Raw genomic sequence first — 20,830 nt, 5'->3', positions numbered from 1 at the left:
GCCGGCCGGCGCTCAAGCCCGGCGACTAATTATTTCCAGACCTCATCCGTTCTCATTGGTGACTGGCTGCGGGTGCAAGCCCCGGCCAAAACAGCATTCCCAATGCCTTGCGCGGTCGGCGAAGACCGTGTCCTGCATGCCCATGAACGGGCATGACGTACGAAAACCGATTCCACTTGCAAGCCGAATTCAGGCAGGAAACCTCATGACCGACGCGTTCGAACTCCCCAGCACACTGGTCCAAGCCCTCCAGCGCCGCGCGGCCCTGACGCCGGACCGGGTGGCCTTGCGTTTTCTTGCCGAAACCCAGGATCAGGCTGTGGTGCTCAGTTATCGTGAGCTGGATCAGCGGGCGCGAACCATTGCCGGCGCGTTGCAGGCCCAGACGTCGTTCGGTGATCGCGCGGTGCTGCTGTTTCCCAGTGGCCCGGATTACGTCGCGGCGTTCTTTGGTTGCCTGTACGCCGGGGTGATCGCGGTGCCGGCCTATCCGCCGGAGTCGACCCGCCGTCATCATCAAGAGCGCCTGTTGTCGATCATCAGCGATGCCGAGCCGCGCCTGCTATTGACCAGCGCCGACCTGCGCGACGCCTTGCTGCCAATCAACGAAGCGCCGCCGCTGCTGTGTGTCGACACCCTCGACAACGCCCTGGCCGAACGCTGGGTTGCTCCGGATCTGCAAGGCGACCACATCGCCTTCCTGCAATACACCTCCGGTTCCACCGCGTTGCCTAAAGGTGTGCAAGTCAGCCACGGCAACCTGGTGGCCAACGAACGATTGATTCGTCACGGCTTTGGCATCGACCTCAATCCTGACGACGTGATCGTCAGCTGGCTGCCGCTGTACCACGACATGGGGCTGATCGGTGGTTTGTTGCAGCCGATTTTCAGTGGCGTGCCGTGTGTGTTGATGTCGCCGGCGTACTTCCTCGGTCGCCCGTTGCGCTGGCTGGAAGCAATCAGCGAGTACGGCGGCACCATCAGCGGCGGGCCGGATTTCGCCTATCGACTGTGCAGCGAGCGCGTCAGCGAATCGGCTCTGGAACGCCTCGACCTGAGCGGCTGGCGCGTGGCGTATTCCGGTTCCGAGCCGATTCGCCTCGACACCCTGGAGCGCTTCGCCGAGAAGTTCTCGGCGTGTGGTTTTACCTCGGACAGTTTCATGGCTTCTTACGGCTTGGCTGAAGCCACGTTGTTCGTGGCTGGCAGCCCTCGTGGCCGGGGCATTGGACATCTGTGCGTGGATGACCAAGCCCTGGCGCAAAACCGTGCTGAGCCGGGCGACGGCAGTCCGATCATGAGTTGCGGGATCAGCCAGCCGGATCACGCGGTGCTGATTGTCGATTCGGTAACGCTTGAAGAACTCGCCGACAACGCGGTCGGTGAAGTCTGGGCCGCCGGGCCGAGCATCGCCCATGGCTACTGGCGCAACCCTGAAGCCACGGCCGAGACCTTCGTCCAGCACGCGAGCCGCACCTGGTTGCGCACCGGCGACCTGGGTTTTTTGCGTGACGGCGAACTGTTTATCACCGGGCGCCTGAAAGACATGCTGATCGTTCGTGGTCACAACCTCTATCCGCAGGACATCGAGCAGACCGTCGAGCGCGAAGTGGAGGTGGTGCGCAAAGGTCGCGTGGCCGCGTTCGCGGTCAACCTTGAGGGGCAGGAAGGCATTGGCATCGCCGCGGAAATCAGCCGCAGCGTGCAGAAAACCCTGCCGCCCGAGGCGCTGATCAAAGCCATCCGCCAGGCAGTGGCCGAGGCGTATCAGCAAGCGCCGAGCGTGGTGGTGTTGCTTAATCCGGGGGCGCTGCCCAAGACTTCCAGCGGCAAGTTGCAACGCTCGGCCTGTCGCAATCGCCTGGCCGATGGCAGCCTCGACAGCTATGCGCTATTCCCGTCGGCAGACAGCGCAAGCCCCTCTGAAACTGAATCGGGCTCCGAGCTGCAGACCTTGATCGGCCAGATATGGTGCGAACAACTCAACGTCAAACAAGTCAGTGCCGATGACCATTTCTTCCTGCTCGGCGGTAACTCCATCGCCGCCACTGAAGTGGTCGCACGCCTGCGTGAGAAGCTGGGTCTGGAGCTGAATCTGCGTCTGTTGTTCGAAGCGCCAACCCTCGGCGCGTTCGCCGCCACAGTCGCCCGGCAACAACAGGATGGCGGCCTCGCCCAAGGCGCGATCACTCAGCTGTCGCGCAGTGAAACCCTGCCACAATCGCTGGCGCAAAACCGTTTGTGGATCACCTGGCAACTCGACCCGCAGAGCAGCGCCTACAACATTCCCGGTGCCTTGCGCCTGCGCGGCGAACTGGACGAAGACGCCTTGCGCGCCAGTTTCCAGCAACTGATCGAACGGCACGAATCCCTGCGCACGCGGTTTTTCGAGCGCGACGGTGTGGCCCTGCAACAGGTCGATGCTGCCGCTGAATTCAATCTTCAAGTGATCGACATCAGCGACGTGCCGGCCGCTGAACGTGAAGTCCACGCGCAACAAATCCGCGAGGACGAAGCCCGCACCCAGTTCGATCTGGAGAACGGCCCGCTGCTGTGGGTGACCCTGGTGCGCCTTGATGATGAAGACCATCAACTGTTGGTGACGATGCATCACATCATCGCCGACGGCTGGTCGCTGAACGTGCTGATCGATGAATTCTCGCGCCTGTATGCGGCGGCCTCTCAAGGCCAGACCGCCAGCCTTGCAGCCTTGTCGACGCAATACGCCGACTATGGCAGTTGGCAGCGCCAGTGGCTGGCGCAAGGGGAGGGCGAACGGCAACTCGCTTACTGGAAAGAGCAGTTGGGTGACGAGCATCTGACCCTGAGCCTGGCCACCGACCACCCACGTTCGGCGCAGCACACTTACAGCGCGGCCCGCCACACGCTGCGGTTGGACGCGAGCCTGAGCAACGCCATTCGCCAGACCGCCCAGGCCCATGAGTCGACGCCGTTCATGCTGTTGCTCGCGGCCTTCCAGAGCCTGCTGCATCGCTACAGCGGCCAGCGCGACATTCGCATCGGCGTGCCGAATGCCAACCGTCCACGCCTGGAAACTCAGGGGTTGATCGGGTTCTTCATTAACACCCAGGTGCTGCGTGCCGAAGTGGATTCGCGACTGCCATTCGTTGAGTTGCTGGCGCAAACCCGGCAAGCCGCCTTGGAGGCGCAAGCACATCAGGACCTGCCGTTCGAACAACTGCTCGAAGCTTTCCCGCAGGCCCGCGAACAAGGCTTGTTCCAGGTCATGTTCAACCATCAGCAGCGGGATCTCAGTGCGCTGCGTCGCTTGCCGGGGCTGCTCGCCGAAGAGCTGCCGTGGCACAGCCGCCAAGCCAAGTTCGACCTGCAACTGCACAGCGAAGAAGACCGCAACGGACGTTTGAGCCTGTCATTCGACTACGCCAGCGAACTGTTCGACGCGCCGACCATCGAGCGTCTGGCCGAGCATTTCGCCAACCTGCTGCGAGCCGTTTGCGAGCACCCGCAACAAGCGATCGGCGACCTGCAACTGCTGAGCGCCGCCGAACACGCTCAGCACAATGACTGGAGCGTTGCCCCCTGCAACCCGGCGCAGCGGTGGTTGCCGGAACTGCTCAACGAACAAGCACGCCAGACCCCGGAGCGCACCGCGTTGCTGTGGGACGGCGGCAGCCTGGACTTCGCTGAACTGCATACTCAGGCCAACCGCTTGGCACATTACCTGCGCGACAAAGGCGTCGGCCCGGATGTGTGCGTGGCCATCGCCGCCGAGCGTTCGTCGCAGTTGCTGATTGGCTTGCTGGCGATCATCAAGGCCGGCGGCGCTTATGTGCCGCTCGACCCGGATTACCCGGCCGAGCGCCTGGCCTACATGCTCAGCGACAGTGGTGTCGAGTTGCTGCTGACTCAAACCGAATTGCTCGACCGCTTGCCGGCCACCGATGGCGTCAGTGTGATCGCCATGGACGCCCTGCACCTGGAGAACTGGCCAAGCCATGCGCCGGGTCTGCACTTGCACGGCGACAACCTGGCCTACGTGATTTACACCTCCGGTTCCACCGGCCAGCCCAAGGGTGTTGGCAACACTCACGCGGCGCTCGCTGAACGTCTGCAATGGATGCAGAACACCTATCGCCTGAACGAAACCGATGTGCTGATGCAAAAAGCCCCGATCAGTTTCGACGTGTCGGTGTGGGAGTGTTTCTGGCCGCTGATCACCGGGTGCCGCCTGCTGATCGCCGGTCCCGGCGAACACCGCGATCCGCAGCGCATCGCACAACTGGTTCAGCAATACGGCGTGACCACGCTGCACTTTGTACCGCCATTGCTTGCCGTGTTCATCGACGAACCGCTGACCGCCGAATGCACTAGCCTGCGCCGGGTGTTCTCCGGTGGCGAAGCCTTGCCCGCTGAGCTGCGCAACCACGTGCTGACGCAACTGCCAACGGTGCAATTGCACAACCGCTATGGCCCGACCGAAACCGCGATCAATGTTACCCATTGGCATTGCACAACCGCCGATGGCGAGCGCTCGCCGATTGGCCGGCCATTGGGCAACGTGCGGTGCCGGGTGCTCGACAGTGACCTCAACCCGGTTCCGGCCGGTGTGCCGGGTGAACTGTGCATCAGCGGCATCGGTTTGGCCCGAGGTTATCTGGGCCGTCCGGGGCTGACCGCCGAACGTTTCGTGGTCGATCCACTGGGCGAGCAGGGCGCGCGTCTGTACCGCACCGGCGACCGTGCGCGCTGGACCGCCGACGGCGTGATCGAATACCTCGGTCGCCTCGATCAGCAGGTCAAACTGCGTGGCTTTCGTGTCGAGCCGCAAGAAATCGAAGCGCGGCTGTTGGCACAGTCCGGTGTCGCCCAAGCGGTGGTGCTGGTGCGCGAAACGGCGGCCGGCGGGCAGTTGATCGGTTACTACACCGCCACTGATTCCACTGAAGACGTCGACGCTCAAAGCGTACGCCTGAAAGCCGCGCTGGCCGCCGAGTTGCCGGAATACATGGTCCCGGCGCAACTCATGCGTCTGGACGAAATGCCCCAGAGCCCGAGCGGCAAACTCGACCGTCGTGCCTTGCCGGAACCTCGCTGGCAAGTCCGCGAACACGTCGAACCGGTCACTGCCCTTGAGCAACAAATCGCCGGTATCTGGCGTGAAGTGCTGGGCCAGACGCAGATCGGTCTGCACGACGACTTTTTCGCCCTCGGCGGCCATTCTTTGTTGGCCACGCAAATCATCTCCCGCACCCGCCAGGCCTGTGACGTCGAGTTACCGCTGCGGGCGCTGTTCGAAAACAGTGAACTGGGTGCATTCGCCGAACAGGTTCGCTTGATCCAGGCCAGCGGCAAAACCAACCGGCAGCCACCGATCGAGAAGGTCGACCGTAGCCAACCGGTGCCGTTGTCCTATTCCCAGCAGCGCATGTGGTTCCTGTGGCAGATGGAACCGGACAGCCCGGCCTACAACGTCGGCGGCATGGCGCGGTTGCGCGGGGTGCTGGATGTCGGGCGTTTCGAAGCGGCACTGCAAGCGCTGATCATGCGCCACGAAACCCTGCGCACGACGTTCCCGAGTGTCGACGGCGTGGCCCGGCAACAGGTGCATCCGGACACCGGTATGCGCATGGACTGGAAGGATTTCTCCGCGCTGGCGGCCGATACCCGTGAGCAGCGCGCCCAGCAACTGGCCGACAGCGAGGCGCACAAGCCTTTCGATCTGGAAGCCGGACCGCTGCTGCGCGCCTGCCTGGTCAAGACCGCCGAGCAGGAACATTACCTGGTGCTGACCCTGCACCACATCGTCACCGAAGGCTGGGCGATGGATATCTTCGCCCGGGAACTCAGTACGCTCTACGAAGCGTTCGTCGATGACCGCGAATCACCGCTGCAACCGCTGCCGGTGCAGTATCTGGATTACAGTGTGTGGCAGCGTCAGTGGCTGGAGTCCGGCGAGCGTCAGCGCCAGCTCGATTACTGGACCGCACAACTGGGCCGTGAACATCCGCTACTGGAATTGCCCGCCGATCGTCCGCGCCCGCCGGTGCAAAGCCATCAGGGCGAACTGTTCCGTTTCGACCTCAGCGATGACCTCGCGGCGCGGGTTTGTGCTTTCAACGCAGACAACGGTCTGACCCTGTTCATGACCATGACTGCCGCGCTGGCGGCGCTGCTTTACCGCTACAGCGGCCAGAGCGATTTGCGCATCGGTGCGCCGGTGGCCAACCGCATTCGCCCGGAAAGCGAAGGGCTGATCGGCGCGTTCCTCAACACCCAAGTGCTGCGTTGCCAGCTCGACGGGCAGATGTCCGTCGGCGAGTTGTTCGAGCAGGTTCGCCACACGGTGATCGAAGGCCAGTCCCATCAGGACCTGCCGTTCGATCACTTGGTCGAAGCCTTGCAGCCTCCGCGCAGCGCCGCTTACAACCCGCTATTCCAAGTGATGTGCAACGTGCAGCGCTGGGAATTCCAGCAGCGCCGCACCTTGGCCGGAATGACCGTCGAGTACCTGGCCAACGATGCGCGGGCGACCAAGTTCGACCTCAACCTGGAAGTCACCGACCTCGACCATCGCCTCGGTTGCTGCCTGACTTACAGCACCGATTTGTTCGACGAGCCGCGCATCGCGCGCATGGCCGGGCACTGGCGCAATCTGCTGGAAGCGTTGCTGGCCGATCCGCAACAGCGCTTGAGTGAACTGCCGTTGCTCGACGCCAGCGAACAGCAAAACCTGCTCGACAGCCTCGGCATCGAGTCGGGAGAACATCGCCTCGACCAGTGCATTCATCAGCTGTTCGCCGAACAGGCGCGGGTGCGCAAGGACGCGCCGGCGCTGACCTTTGCCGGGCAAACCCTGAGTTACGCCGAGCTCGACAGCCGCGCCAATCGTCTGGCCTGGATGCTGCGTGAGCGTGGTGTCGGGCCGCAGGTGCGGGTCGGCCTTATGCTGGCGCGTTCGCTGGAGATGGTTGTCGGTTTGCTGGCGATCCTCAAGGCGGGTGGCGCCTATGTGCCGCTGGACCCGGAATACCCGCTGGATCGCCTGCACTACATGATCGAAGACAGCGGTATCGGTTTGCTGCTCAGCGATGCGGCGATGTTCGCGGTGCTCGGTGAATTGCCGGCCAGCGTCGGTCGTTGGTGCCTGGAAGACGATGCCGCGGACCTGGCCAATTACCCGGCCAGCGAACTGCCGTTTATCAGCTTGCCGCAGCATCAGGCGTACCTGATTTACACCTCGGGCTCCACTGGTAAACCGAAAGGTGTGGTGGTGTCCCACGGTGAAATCGCCATGCATTGCCGTGCGGTGATCGAGCGTTTTGGCATGCGCCCCGATGACTGCGAGTTGCACTTCTATTCGATCAACTTCGATGCCGCGACCGAGCGTCTGCTGGTGCCCCTATTGAGCGGTGCGCAGGTGGTCCTTCGCGCTCAAGGCCAGTGGGATGCGCAGGAAATCTGCGGGCTGATTCGTCGCCACAACATCAACATCCTCGGCTTCACCCCAAGCTACGGCAGCCAGTTGGCGCAATGGCTGGCGACCCAGGGCGAAACCCTGCCGGTGCGCATGTGCATCACCGGTGGCGAAGCCCTGACTGGCGAACACTTGCAGCGGATTCGCGCGGCATTCAAGCCGAGCCTGTTTTTCAACGCGTACGGCCCGACCGAAACCGTGGTCATGCCGCTCGCCAGCCTGGCGCCCGAGCAATTGGAAGAAGGGCTGGGCAGCGTGCCGATCGGCAGCGTAATTGGCGCGCGCGTGGCGTACATTCTCGACGCCGATCTGGCGTTGCTGCCACAAGGCGCGACCGGCGAGTTGTATGTCGGCGGCGCCGGTCTGGCGCAGGGTTATCACCAGCGTCCGGGGATGACCGCCGAACGGTTTGTCGCCGATCCTTTTGCCGCGAACGGCGGACGCTTGTACCGCACCGGCGACCTTGTCCGTCAGCGCGCCGATGGCCTGGTCGAGTACCTCGGCCGCATCGACCATCAAGTGAAGATCCGTGGTTTCCGCATCGAACTGGGCGAGATCGAAACCCGTCTGCTGGAACATGAATCGATCCGTGAAGCGGTCGTGCTGGCGCTCGATGCGCCGAGCGGCAAGCAACTGGTGGGCTATCTGGTTACAGACGTGGCCGAGCAGGATGAAGCGCAACAAACTGCACTGCGCGAAACCCTCAAGGCTCACTTGAAGGCCCAACTGCCGGACTACATGGTGCCCACGCACCTGATCCTGCTGGCCAGCATGCCGCTGACCGCCAACGGCAAACTCGACCGCCGCGCACTGCCGGCACCGGATCCGGAGTTGAATCGTCAGCAATACGTGGCGCCGCGCAACGAACTTGAGCTGACCCTGGCCGGCATCTGGTGCGAAGTGCTGAACGTGCGGCAGGTAGGCCTCAACGACAACTTCTTTGAGCTGGGCGGCGATTCGATTCTGTCGATCCAGGTGGTCAGCCGTGCGCGGCAGCAGGGCATTCACTTCAGCCCGCGCGACCTGTTCCAGCACCAGACCGTGCAGACCCTGGCTGCGGTGGCGACTCGTACCGAGCAAGTCATCGCCGAGCAAGGTTTGCTCACGGGGGAATCGCGTCTGACGCCGATTCAACACTGGTTTTTCGACACTGAAATCCCGCAGCGTCAGCACTGGAACCAGGCATTGCTGCTGGAACCGACCGGAGCGCTGGAACCGCATCGCCTGGAGCAAGCGCTGTTGGCGGTGATCGAGCAGCACGACGCTTTGCGCCTGCGTTTCACTGAGGTCGCCGGCTGTTGGCAAGCCGAGCATCAGGCCGTTTCCGACGCCGCCGTGCTGTGGCAAGTGCAAGTGCCGACAATGGACAAAAGCGCGGTGCTGTTCGCCGAGGCCCAGCGCAGCCTCGACCTTGAGCAAGGGCCGCTGATGCGGGCGCTGCTGGTCGATGATCCCGAGGGGCAGCAACGGCTGTTCATTGCCATTCACCACCTGGTGGTGGACGGGGTGTCGTGGCGGGTGCTGCTGGACGATCTGCAAACGGTCTATCGGCAACTCGAGTCCCGGCAGTCGGTAAAATTGCCGACGAAAACCAGCGGCTTCAAGGACTGGACCGCACGGTTGCAGGCTTATGCCGGCAGCGAATCCCTGCGTGAGGAATTAAGCTGGTGGCAGGCGCAACTGGCCGGCCCAAGCGCTGAATTGCCGTGTGATCGGCCTCAGGGCGGGCAGCAGAATCGTCACGCACAAACCGTCAGCGTGCGCCTCGACAGCGAGCGCACCCGTCAACTGTTGCAACAGGCGCCGACGGCCTATCGCACTCAGGTCAACGATTTGCTGCTGACCGCGTTGGCCCGTGTGTTGTGCCGCTGGAGCGGTGATGAATCGGCATTGATTCAACTCGAAGGCCACGGCCGCGAAACCCTGTTCGACGAGATCGACCTGACCCGTACCGTCGGCTGGTTCACCAGCGCGTATCCGCTGCGCCTCACACCGGCGAATGAGCAGGGGGCGTCGATCAAGGCGATCAAGGAGCAACTGCGCGCGGTGCCGCATAAAGGCCTGGGGTATGGCGTGCTGCGTTACCTGGCCGATGACTTGTGTCGGCAAACCATGGCCGCGCTGCCGGTGGCGCCGATCACCTTCAACTACCTTGGCCAGTTCGACCAGAGCTTTGGCAGCGATGCGCTGTTCCGTCCGCTCGATGGGCCGGTCGGCGCGGCCCATGATCCGCATGCGCCGCTGCCTAACGAGCTGAGCGTCGACAGTCAGGTGTACGGCGGTGAGCTGGTGCTGCGCTGGACCTTCAGCGCCGAACGCCACGACCCGCAAACCATCACCGACCTGGCGCAGGCGTACCTGGGCGAATTACACAGCCTGATTCAGCACTGCCTGAGCGACCACGCGGGCGGCCTGACGCCATCGGATTTTCCGCTGGCCCGACTGACTCAGCCGCAACTCGACGCATTGCCAGTCCCGGCGGCGATGATCGAAGACGTCTACCCGCTGACCCCGATGCAGGAAGGCATGTTGCTGCACACCTTGCTCGAACCGGGCACCGGCCTCTATTACATGCAGGACCGCTACCGCATCAACAGCGAGCTCGACCCCGCGCGCTTCGCCCAAGCCTGGCAAGCGGTGATCGCCCGTCACGAAGCCCTGCGCGCCTCGTTCTGCTGGAACGTCGGCGAAGACATGCTGCAAGTGATCCACAAACCGGGCAGCACGCCGATCAAGTATCTGGACTGGAGCGCGGTTGCCGAAACCGAGCAAGAGCCGAAGTTGCAGGCGCTGCTGAAAAGCGAGCGCGAGGCCGGGTTCGATCTGCTCAACCAGGCACCGTTCCATCTGCGCTTGATCCGCGTGGGCGCGGCGCGCTACTGGTTCATGATGAGCAACCACCACATCCTCATCGATGCCTGGTGTCGTTCGTTGTTGATGAATGATTTCTTCGAGATTTACACCGCCCTTGGCGAAGGTCGCGAAGCACAACTGGCCGTGCCACCGCGTTATCGCGATTACATCGGCTGGCTGCAACGCCAGAGCCTGGCCGAGGCGCGACAGTGGTGGCGGCAGAACCTGCAAGGTTTCGAGCGCACCACACCGATTCCGAGCGACCGACCGTTCCTGCGTGAACACGCCGGGGACAGCGGCGGCATGATCGTCGGCGACCGTTACACAAGGCTTGATGCCCGTGACGGTGCGCAATTGCGCGAACTGGCCCAAGCTCATCAGTTGACCATCAACACCTTCGCCCAGGCGGCGTGGGCGCTGGTGCTGCGCCGCCTGAGCGGTGATCGCGACGTGCTGTTCGGCGTCACGGTGGCCGGGCGTCCGGTGGAGATGCCAGAGATGCAGCGCACCGTCGGGCTGTTCATCAACAGTATCGCCCTGCGGGTGAAAATGCCCGAGGACGATCAGCGTTGCAGCGTTCGTCAGTGGCTCAGCGGTTTGCTCGACAGCAACATGCAGCTGCGCGAATACGAGTACCTGCCGTTGGTGAGCATCCAGGAAAACAGCGAACTGCCGAAAGGCCAACCGCTGTTCGACAGCCTGTTCGTGTTCGAAAACGCCCCGGTGGAAGTCTCGGTGCTGGACCGTGCGCAAAGCCTCAATGCCACTTCGGATTCGGGCCGCACCCACACCAACTTCCCGTTGACGGCGGTCTGCTATCCGGGGGATGACCTGGGTTTGCACCTGTCCTACGACCAGCGTTACTTCGACGAATCTACCGTCGAGCGCATGCTCGGTGAGTTCAAGCGCCTGTTGCTGGCGCTGGTCGAAGGCTTCCATGGCGACATGGCCGACCTGCCGCTGTTGGGCGCAGAGGAACAGGACTTCCTGATCCACGGCTGCAACCAGAGCCAACACGACTATCCGCTGGAGCAGAGCTATGTCTCATTGTTCGAAGCGCAGGTTGCCCGGCATCCGCAGCGGATTGCCGCCAGTTGTCTCGATCAGCAACTCTGCTATGTCGAGCTGAACCAACGCAGCAACCGTCTCGGTCATGCGCTGATTGCAGCCGGCGTCGGACTGGATCAACCGGTGGCGCTGCTCGCCGAACGTAACCTCGATCTGTTGGGCATGATCATCGGCAGCTTCAAGGCCGGTGCCGGTTACCTGCCGCTGGACCCGGGCCTGCCGAGTCAGCGTCTGAGTCGGATCATTGACCTGAGCCGCACGCCGTTGCTGGTTTGCACTCGGGCGTGCAGTGAACAAGCCGTCGCGCTGCTGGAGGAATTCGGTTGTGCCAACCGGCCTCGATTGCTGGTCTGGGAAGACGTGCAGGCGAGCGACGTTTCGGTGGCCAATCCGGGTATTTACAGCGGCCCGGACAACCTCGCCTACGTGATCTACACCTCGGGCTCCACTGGCCTGCCGAAGGGCGTGATGGTCGAGCAGCGCGGCATGCTCAATAACCAGTTGAGCAAGGTGCCTTACCTGAAGCTGAGCGACGCCGATGTGATCGCCCAGACCGCTTCGCAAAGCTTCGATATTTCGGTCTGGCAGTTCCTCGCGGCGCCGTTGTTCGGTGCTCGGGTAGACATCGTGCCGAACAGCATCGCCCATGATCCTCAAGGCTTGCTGGCTCACGTCCGGAGTCAGGGCATTAGCGTGCTGGAAAGTGTGCCGTCGCTGATTCAGGGCATGCTCGCCCAGGACTGCATGAGCCTCGATGGCCTGCGCTGGATGTTGCCGACCGGTGAAGCGATGCCGCCGGAACTGGCGCATCAATGGTTGCTGCGTTACCCGGAGATCGGTTTGGTGAACGCCTATGGCCCGGCGGAATGCTCGGATGATGTGGCGTTCTTCCGCGTCGACCTGGCCTCGACCCGCGGCAGTTATCTGCCGATCGGTACGCCGACCGACAACAACCGTTTGTACCTGCTCGATGGCGCGCTGGAGCTGGTGCCGTTGGGGGCGGTGGGTGAGTTGTGCGTGGCCGGCACCGGGGTCGGTCGCGGTTATGTGAGCGATCCGTTGCGCACGGCGCAGGTGTTTGTGCCGAACCCGTTCGGTGCGCCAGGGGATCGCCTGTATCGCACCGGCGACCTGGCCCGGCGGCGCAGTGATGGCGTGCTGGAATACGTCGGGCGTATCGACCATCAGGTGAAAATTCGCGGATACCGCATCGAACTGGGCGAAATCGAAGCGCGTCTGCATGAACAGCCGGAAGTCCGCGACGCGGCGGTCGGGGTGCAGGAGGGCGTCAACGGCAAGCATCTGGTCGGCTATCTGGTGGCAGCGGATTCGGCATTGAATCCAAGCGAACGCCTGGAGCGGATCAAGCAGCGTCTGCGTGCCGCGTTGCCGGAATACATGGTGCCGCTGCACTGGGTGTGGCTCGACAAGATGCCGCTCAACGCCAACGGCAAACTCGATCGCAAGGCCTTGCCGGCACTGGAGATCGGCCAGTTGCAGAGCCAGGACTATCAGGCGCCGGGCAATGAGCTGGAGCAAACCCTGGCGGATATCTGGGCCCAAGTGTTGAAGGTCGAGAAGGTCGGCGTGCGCGACAACTTCTTCGAGCTCGGCGGGCATTCGCTGCTGGCCACGCAGATCGCCTCGCGGGTACAAAAAGCCCTGCAACGCAATGTTCCGCTGCGGGTGATGTTCGAGTGCAGCACGGTGGCGGAGTTGGCCGGGTACATCGATGGGTTGGCGGCGAGCGACATTACCGAAGAGAAGGTGGATCGGTTGAATGACCTGATGGCGGAACTGGAGGGGCTTTGATTCTTTAGCGCGAAGGCGTCATTGAAGTTTTCGCCGATTTGCGCGTTGACTGCCGCGTCTTGCCGGCTCAGGCTTCCCGTGGTTTTTAATGGATCCGACTTCAACAGGGAGACAATCGATGCCCTTCGTAACGGTTGATGGACAAGCGCTTCACTACATAGATCAAGGCACAGGCCCGGCGGTATTGCTGGCCGGCAGTTACCTGTGGGACCAAGCCATGTGGGCACCGCAGATTGTGGCCCTGTCGCAGCACTATCGGGTCATTGCCCTGGACCTGTGGGGCCATGGTGAATCCGGGCGGATGCCCGAGGGCATGACGTCGCTGAATGACGTGGCGCGTCAGGCACTGGCATTGCTCGATCACCTGGGCATCGATCGCGTCACGCTGGTCGGTCTTTCAGTCGGTGGCATGTGGGGCGTTCGCCTGGCGCTGTCGGCGCCGCAGCGGCTCAACGGGCTGGTGCTGATGGACACCTACGTCGGTGTTGAACCGGAACCGACCCGCCAATACTATTTTTCGCTGTTCAAGCAGATCGAAGACAGCGGTGAAATCTCGCCGCAACTGCTCGACATTATTGTGCCGATCTTCTTCCGGCCGGGCATCGATCCGCAGTCGGCGCTGTATCAGGAATTCCACGCCAAACTGGCGGCGCTGCCAGCCGACCGTCTGCGTGAAAGCATTGTGCCGATGGGGCGAATTACCTTTGGGCGTGATGATCTATTGCCGCGCCTGCCTCAGCTGAACCCTGAAACTACGCTGTTGATGTGCGGCGACCAGGACAAACCGCGGCCGCCGTCGGAAACCAGAGAGATGGCCGAGTTGATCGGTTGTCCGTATGTGCTGGTGCCGGAGGCGGGGCATATCTCCAATCTGGAGAATCCGCAGTTTGTGAGTGAGGCGTTGCTGGCATTTCTAGCCCAGAGAAATTAGTCGGTCATACAGACGCCATCGCGGGCAAGCCCGCTCCCACAGGGTTATACGACCTCCTGTGGGAGCGGGCTTGCCCGCGATGGCGTTATCGCCGTCACTACAAATCCGACGGCTGAATGACTTACTTCGGTCCGAGAATCTTCAGCAACTTGTCCGGCGACGGCGCACCTTGCTGTTGTTGCAGCTGGCCCTTGTCATCCATGTAGAAAATCGCCGGGGTGGCGGCCAATTCCAGGTCTTCCATCAACTTCATGTTCGCCGCCAGTTTCGCCTGAACCGCCGGTGGCACGTCTTTCAATGCCTTGAGCGAACTGCCCTTGCCGGATTTTTCGTGTTCTTCCAGGGCTTTCTGCGGGTCCTTGGCGGCCAGCAGCGCGGCGGATTTGCCGGGGCTGTCTTCGCGAATGATGCCGACCATGATGTGCCGCAGCTGCACCTTGCCGGCCTGGACCCACGGCCGTGCCTGTTCCCAGAACATGTTGCAATACGGGCAATTCGGGTCGCTGAACAGGTAGACGACCCGCGGTGCGTCTTTATTGCCGTCACCGATCCAGCTGCTCGCTTCCATCTTGCCCCAGACTTCCTTGGCCATCGGCGCGTAGACCAGTTTCTGCAACGGCGCGCTGCTCAGGTCATTGCCGTCGGCGTCGTACAGATTGCCGAGCAGCACGTGTTTGCCGTCCGGGGTCAGGTACAGCGTCATGCCGCGGTTCTGGTACTGCGCCGCGTAACCGCGCAGGCCATCGGGCGCGTCGAAGGTGCCGACGATTTTGGCGCCCTTGGCTTCGATCTTCTTGATCGCGTCAGGCAGTTCTTCGGCCTGTACCGACGGCAAATGCAGCAGGGCAGCACCCAGGGTCAGTGTCAGCAGGTGGCGGAGGCTGAGCATGGCAATTTCCTTGAAGGCGTGGCCGAGGTGGCCGGGTTCGGGGTGTCGAAGCTTTCCAGGGCGCGGGCCAGGCTGGCTTCAGAGAGTTCGCCCAGATGACTTCCCAGCAGATATCCGTCAGGGCTGTAGAACAGCGTAGTCGGCAATGCCATGGAACCCACGGCCTGACTCAATCGACCGCTGCCATCGAACAGCACGTTGGTCAGGCTCAGGCCCTGGGTTTCAAGGAAGGTGGCGACGCTCTGCATGCTTTCGGTCTGGTTGACGAACAGGAAGGTCAGGTCCGGGCGCTGTTGCTGGGCGTTTTCCAGCACCGGCATTTCCCGGCGGCACGGCGGGCACCAGGTGGCCCAGAGGTTGATGACCAACGGGCCGCCCTGGTAGTCGCTGAGTTGTATGGTCTGGCCAGCGGCATTGCGCAGGGTGATTTGCGGCAGGCGCGTGCCTTGTTCGTAAATACTTAGCGAGAGCGTCGCCAGCAGCCAGAATGCCAAACCGCTGGCTACGCCGAAGCCCAGCGGCCGACGCAGGCCCGGTCGACGCCAGCCTCGGTACAACGCAGCCAGCAAGAGCACCACCACCCCCGGCCAGGCGAGAAAACCGCCGTCGCGCAGGTCGATGATCTGCCACGGATCGTTGCGATACTGCGCCCAGTAGGCGACCACGAAGCCGACCCTGGCCGCCAGCATGCCCAGCAGAAACAGGCTGAACAGCACCGATTCCGGGTTCTCGCCGCCACGCTTGGCCACCCGCCAGCCGACAAACGTCGCCAGCGCCAGGGCACTGATCAGCAGCAAATGGTTAAGCGCGATGGCAAAGGTGCCGAGGGTAAAGGTCAGCATTAACGAGCATCTCGGGTGGTGGTCCAGCGTTGCAGGAAAGAGTCGGCATCGACCTCGCCGGTGATGCGCTGGCTGCGGCGCTCGATGCCGTCGGTGCCAAGCCACAACAGGCTGGGTGGCCCCGGCACTTTATAACGGCCGAGCAGTTCACGGCTGGCGGCATTGTCGGCGGTGACGTCCAGCCGTAGCAAGCGCACATCGCTGAGCGCCTCCAGCACCTGGGGTTTGCCGAAGACCTGTTTTTCCATGACTTTGCACGACACGCACCAGTCGGCGTAGTAGTCCAGCAGCACCCACTGGCCTTGAGCCTTGGCTGCGTCGAGCTCACGTTGCAAGGCAGCGGGCTCCTTGATCGTAGTGAATGCATCATGAGCGCTCGGTGCGACAGCGCCGGTACGGCCGGCGCTGTACACCTGCAACGGCTGATACGGATCATCACTGCCCCCCGCCGCACCGATCACCAACAGACTGCCCCATAGACCCAACAGCAGCGAACTGGCGCCGAACAGGTGGGTAACTCGGCCAAACCCTTGCGACTGCTTCCAGGCGCTGTAGGCGGCGATCAACAGCAAGGCACCGCACAAACCGAGCCATAGCGATTCATCCAGCACCGGACGCAGCATCAGCAAAGCCGTGGCGAGGAACAGGAAGCCGAACACGCCCTTGAGCAGGTTCATCCACGCGCCGGGTTTGGGCAGGAAGCGATTGCCAACGGTCACCAGCAGCAACAGCGGCACGCCAATGCCAATGCCCATGGTGAATAGAATCAGCCCGCCGTGCAGCGCATTGCCGCTTTGCGCAATGTAGAGCAGGGCGCCCGCCAGCGGCGCGGTCATGCACGGGCCAACCAACAGGCCGGATAACGCCCCGAGTACACCGGCACCGATCAAACTGCCACCGCTGCGGCTGCGCGAAGCATGTTCCAGCCGGTCACGAAGCGCCACTGGCAATTGCAGCTCGAAGAACCCGAACATCGGCAGCGCCAGCACCACAAACACTGCTGCAAAAGCACCGAGCAGCCACGGGTTCTGCAGCCATGCCTGAAGGTTTGCCCCCAACAAAACCGCTACTACCCCCATCGCTGCGTACACCAGCGCCATGCAAATCACATAGCTGCTGGCCAGCACGAAGCCTCGTCGCGGCGTGGCGCCGCTGCCGACAATCATTCCGGCGAGGATCGGCAGCATCGGCAGCGAACAAGGCGTGAACGCCAGCAGCAGGCCAAGGCCGAAAAATACCAGCAGACTCCAGCCTGGCGCCCGCTGCTGCAGGTTGCTGGCCAAGGCTTGATCCGGTGCTTCGCCGCTCATCGCCGCTGTCGCGTTGCCACCGAGGTCGATGACCCGGGTCTGCGGCGGGTAACACAAACCCGCGTCGGCGCAGCCCTGGTAACCGACCTTGATCTGGCCGCTGGCCGTCGCCGGAATTTTCAACTCCAGTCCCTGGCGATAGACCGGTTGCTCGCCGAAAAACTCGTCACTGTGGGACTCGCCTTCGGGCAATGCCGGAGTGTTTTCTATGGCGAGCCCGTCCAACTTCAAACGCTTTTGATACAGGTAATAGCCGTCGGCAATTTGCCAGAACAGCTGGGTCTCACCGGATTCCAGACGTTCGGAGGCGAGAGTGAACGCCTTGTCGACCGGCAGAAACTCAGGTTTGGTGTCAAAAGGATTATTGGCGGCCTGAGCCAGGGCCGACATCAACAGAGTCAACAACAGAAAAAAATGACGCATGAATGAAACCCCGTCCCTGTGCAAGTGAGGTGCACAGTGGCGAGCGGCGATTAACCAATGATTAACCACCTCCCGTTTGTACGTCGACAGGATGAGTCTTCACTCCAATGTTTCGGATCTCTGTCGGCATTCAGTCGCGCAACAGCCCGGGCCAGTTTGAGTGAGTGATGGTGGTCGCACCTTGGATCAGCCGGTTTTGCTGGATGTTGTAAATCAAGTACTGGTTGTTGGTCAGAAAGATATACCAGTAGCTGTCTGCGAAAGTTCGGTCGTTTTGTGCGGCTGTGATGATTCGGTCTTTATAGTGCTCCAGCCCAGGCATCGTGTTGTAAGTAATGGCTTCGTGAGTCAGCTTTTGTTTGCGGTAATCGAAGTTTAGATAGTATCCGTCATTCAGAAGGAATTTAAATAACTTCGGGTGTCCGGTGATTTGCCACCATGTTCCGGCAACTATTTTGTTGAAGTACGGGAGGATCGGGGCCCAGATTGAACTGGCCACCTTGGAAACATTGGCGACCTTGTCGGTATCCTGATCGTATTTGCACACCATGGGGGTGCCGTCTTTAGTATAGAACAACCATGCAATATCCTCGTCGGTGCCAGTACCCCAACCTATCGAAGTAGTCGTGAAGCCAAAGCGTAACTCTTCAATTTGGTCAATAGTGTCCCACCTGCCGGCGACAGAAGTCGGATATCCTGCCGGTACTTCATTGTCGCCAATGTTAAACCGAGAGTAGGTATTGGTGTTCTTGAAGAAGAAAAAAATGCGATCCGGGCCCGAGCGCCAGTCGACGGCGACAAAGTTTTTTAATTGCGGCATTAATTAAGTCCTTTTAATGAATATGGGTTGGTTAGTTGCGGGGCTAGACTAGCTTTAAGTGGTGAGGTGTTAAATTCGATTTATAAGGCATTTTGTTTCGGCTGAATGATTCAACACGACAATGTGCGATTCCTCAGTCAATGGGTTGACGCGTTTCTGAAAGGAGCGATACTCGCGACCTGCTTCTCGTCAGTGATGATGCTTGCCATAATTGCGGCTTAATCTTCCTCTGTTTAACTCGCGTTTTTGGCTCACGGAGCTCCCATGCACGTACTGGTTTGCGAAGACGATGAGCTGATCGCCAGTGGTATTGTTGCCGGCCTGACCGCCCAGGGTCTGACGGTTGAGCACGTTGCGTCTGCCTCAAAGGCTCGAGCGATGCTCAAAGTCGCGGAGTTCGACGTCATGGTGCTCGATCTCGGCCTGCCCGATGAAGACGGCCTCAAGCTGTTGCAGCAGTTACGCCAGCATGGCCTGGAAATCCCGGTGCTGATTCTCACCGCCCGGGATTCGGTCACCGACCGGGTCGACGGCTTGCAAGCCGGTGCCGACGACTACCTGCTCAAACCGTTCGACCTGCGTGAACTGGCTGCGCGCCTGCACACCTTGCTGCGACGAGTGGCGGGGCGCAGCGTGAATCTGATCGAGCACGGTCGTTTGACTTACGATCCGAGCAGCCGCGAAACCCTGCTCGGCGGCCAGCCGGTGGATCTTTCGCGCCGTGAACAATCGCTGTTGCAAGCCTTGCTGCACAACCGGGGTCGCGTACTCTCAACCGAGCAACTGAAAGACTGCGTCTACGGCTTCAACGATGAGCTGGAAAGCAACGCCCTTAACGTCCATATCCATCACCTGCGGCGTAAACTCGGCAACGGCATCGTCGAAACCGTACGCGGCCTGGGTTATCGCCTGGGGCCGGCCGATGGCGGGGAGCAATCGAAGTGATGAGCCTGCGTCTGCGCCTGAGCCTGACCCTCGGCGCTGCATTCGCGCTGATCTGGGCCTTGGCGGCAGCCTGGATGCTCAGCGATCTGCGCAACCAGATGATGTTTTCCCTCGACCAGCGGCTGGTTGCCTCGGCGCGGATGGTCGCCGGGCTACTGGAGCAACTGCCGGCGTTGCCGAGCAAAGGCGAGGGCACCCATTTCAGCGCTGAACAGCTGAATATCCCCGGCGGCATGGCCTGTCAGGTCAGCTCGTTGCGCGGCGAGATTCTGGCTCGCAGCCACAGCAATCCCGAGCAAACGCTGGAAGCCGAAAAAATGGGCTTCCACGATCAGATCATCGACGGCGCGCCATGGCGCAGCTTCACCCTGGCGCGGGGCGATGTGCGCATCACTACCGCTGACCGGCAGATCGAGCGCGAAGCGCTGAACATGTCCATTCTGCTGGCGGCTTCGGTGCCGGTCGGCGTGGCGCTGCTTGGCTGCCTGTGTCTGTTGTGGCTCGGCATCGGTCAGGGGCTGGCACCGCTCAATCGGATGCGCGATGCGTTGATGCGACGCAGCGCCGATTCTCTGGAGCCATTGCAGATCCAGCCGTTGCCCAGCGAATTGCAACCGCTGCTGGAAACCCAGAATCAGTTGTTCCAGCGCATCGGCAAGACCATCGAACGCGAACGGCGCCTGACCGGTGATGCTGCGCACGAATTGCGTAGCCCGCTGACCGCGATCAAAACCCATCTGCAAGTGGCACGCATGACCGACGGTGCCGCTCGGGATCAGTCGCTGGCCCGGGCCGAAGAGGGCGCGGACCGTCTGCACCGTACCCTTGAACAATTGCTGCTGCTGGCGCGTGTCGAGGGCAGCCTGTCGTTCGATGATGGCGTGCAGTGCAGCGCCGAGCAGGTGGCGAAACTGGCGATTCAGGATGCGGCCAGCGGCGATCGTCAGCGAATCAAGTTTCAGGTGCCGGCCAAATTCTCCGATGCGCCGTTGCAAATGCCCGCCGTACTATCGATTGCTGCATTGCGCAATTTGCTCGACAACGCCCTGCGCCATACGCCGGGCGATGGCGCGGTGGAGTTGAGCCTGGAAACCAATGGCAATCGTGTGCGCTTTCTGGTCCGCGACCACGGCCCGGGAATTGCCAAAGACGATTTGCAACACCTGACCCAGCGCTTCTGGCGCAACGGCCAGAGCACCGGTTGCGGCCTCGGCCTGGCGATTGTCCAGGCCATCGTCCAGCGCTGCGGCTGCACGTTGCATTTCGACAGCCGGCCAGATGGGTTGCGGGTTGAATTGACGATGCCGTTGCAACCGGTCTAACCAACAACACAAAACCCTGCGGGAGCGGGCTTGCCCGCGATGGCGGTATAACAGTCAACATAGATGTTGGATGTTATGGCCTCATCGCGGGCAAGCCCGCTCCCACACTGTTTCTGTGTCACACACCAAATGTAACGTCTCTCCATTAGCCACCCGATC

8 protein-coding genes are annotated in these 20,830 nt (G+C 61.8%); 4 read left to right on the top strand and 4 right to left on the bottom strand.

Going from position 1 to position 20,830, the window contains the following annotated elements; translation table 11 throughout:
* Positions 1-205: 205 nt before the first annotated feature.
* The gene (locus J3D54_RS29755) at positions 206-13,189 is read left to right on the top strand and encodes a non-ribosomal peptide synthetase (RefSeq protein WP_253426239.1); all 12,984 of its coding nucleotides are present in this window, start codon (positions 206-208) and stop codon (positions 13,187-13,189) included.
* 118 nt (positions 13,190-13,307) lie between these two features.
* On the top strand, positions 13,308-14,120 hold the full coding sequence (locus J3D54_RS29750; RefSeq protein ID WP_253426236.1) for an alpha/beta fold hydrolase: 813 nt from the start codon (positions 13,308-13,310) through the stop codon (positions 14,118-14,120).
* Between the two features lie 121 nt (positions 14,121-14,241).
* On the opposite strand, the gene dsbG is transcribed toward J3D54_RS29750, so the two are convergent.
* From dsbG to J3D54_RS29730, 4 genes are all read right to left on the bottom strand, one after another.
* Positions 14,242-15,009 carry a thiol:disulfide interchange protein DsbG gene (gene dsbG, locus J3D54_RS29745; protein ID WP_253426233.1) on the bottom strand — a complete coding sequence of 256 codons (768 nt, stop codon included), beginning with the start codon at positions 15,007-15,009 and terminating at the stop codon, positions 14,242-14,244.
* Positions 14,985-15,851, bottom strand: a complete 867-nt coding sequence (locus J3D54_RS29740; RefSeq protein WP_253426231.1) for a TlpA disulfide reductase family protein — start codon at positions 15,849-15,851, stop codon at positions 14,985-14,987. The genes dsbG and J3D54_RS29740 overlap by 25 nt, the downstream gene beginning before the upstream one ends.
* A complete protein-coding gene (gene dsbD, locus J3D54_RS29735; protein ID WP_253426228.1) occupies positions 15,851-17,584 on the bottom strand; it encodes a protein-disulfide reductase DsbD in 1,734 nt (577 codons plus the stop codon). The genes J3D54_RS29740 and dsbD overlap by 1 nt, the downstream gene beginning before the upstream one ends.
* A 130-nt stretch (positions 17,585-17,714) precedes the next feature.
* A complete protein-coding gene (locus J3D54_RS29730) occupies positions 17,715-18,404 on the bottom strand; it encodes a hypothetical protein (protein WP_253426225.1) in 690 nt (229 codons plus the stop codon).
* A 264-nt stretch (positions 18,405-18,668) separates the two neighbouring features.
* Between J3D54_RS29730 and J3D54_RS29725 the strand changes: the two genes are divergently transcribed.
* Together J3D54_RS29725 and J3D54_RS29720 are read left to right on the top strand one after the other, a co-directional pair.
* A complete protein-coding gene (locus J3D54_RS29725) occupies positions 18,669-19,349 on the top strand; it encodes a response regulator (protein WP_253426222.1) in 681 nt (226 codons plus the stop codon).
* Positions 19,346-20,671: an ATP-binding protein gene (locus J3D54_RS29720; RefSeq protein WP_253426219.1), complete on the top strand. Its 1,326-nt coding sequence runs from the start codon at positions 19,346-19,348 to the stop codon at positions 20,669-20,671. Before J3D54_RS29725 ends, J3D54_RS29720 begins: the two co-directional genes overlap by 4 nt.
* Positions 20,672-20,830 lie beyond the last annotated feature (159 nt).

The organism is Pseudomonas sp. GGS8 (assembly GCF_024168645.1).
Taxonomy (GTDB): Bacteria; Pseudomonadota; Gammaproteobacteria; order Pseudomonadales; family Pseudomonadaceae; genus Aquipseudomonas.
This window is presented reverse-complemented; position numbering and strand designations above follow the sequence as displayed.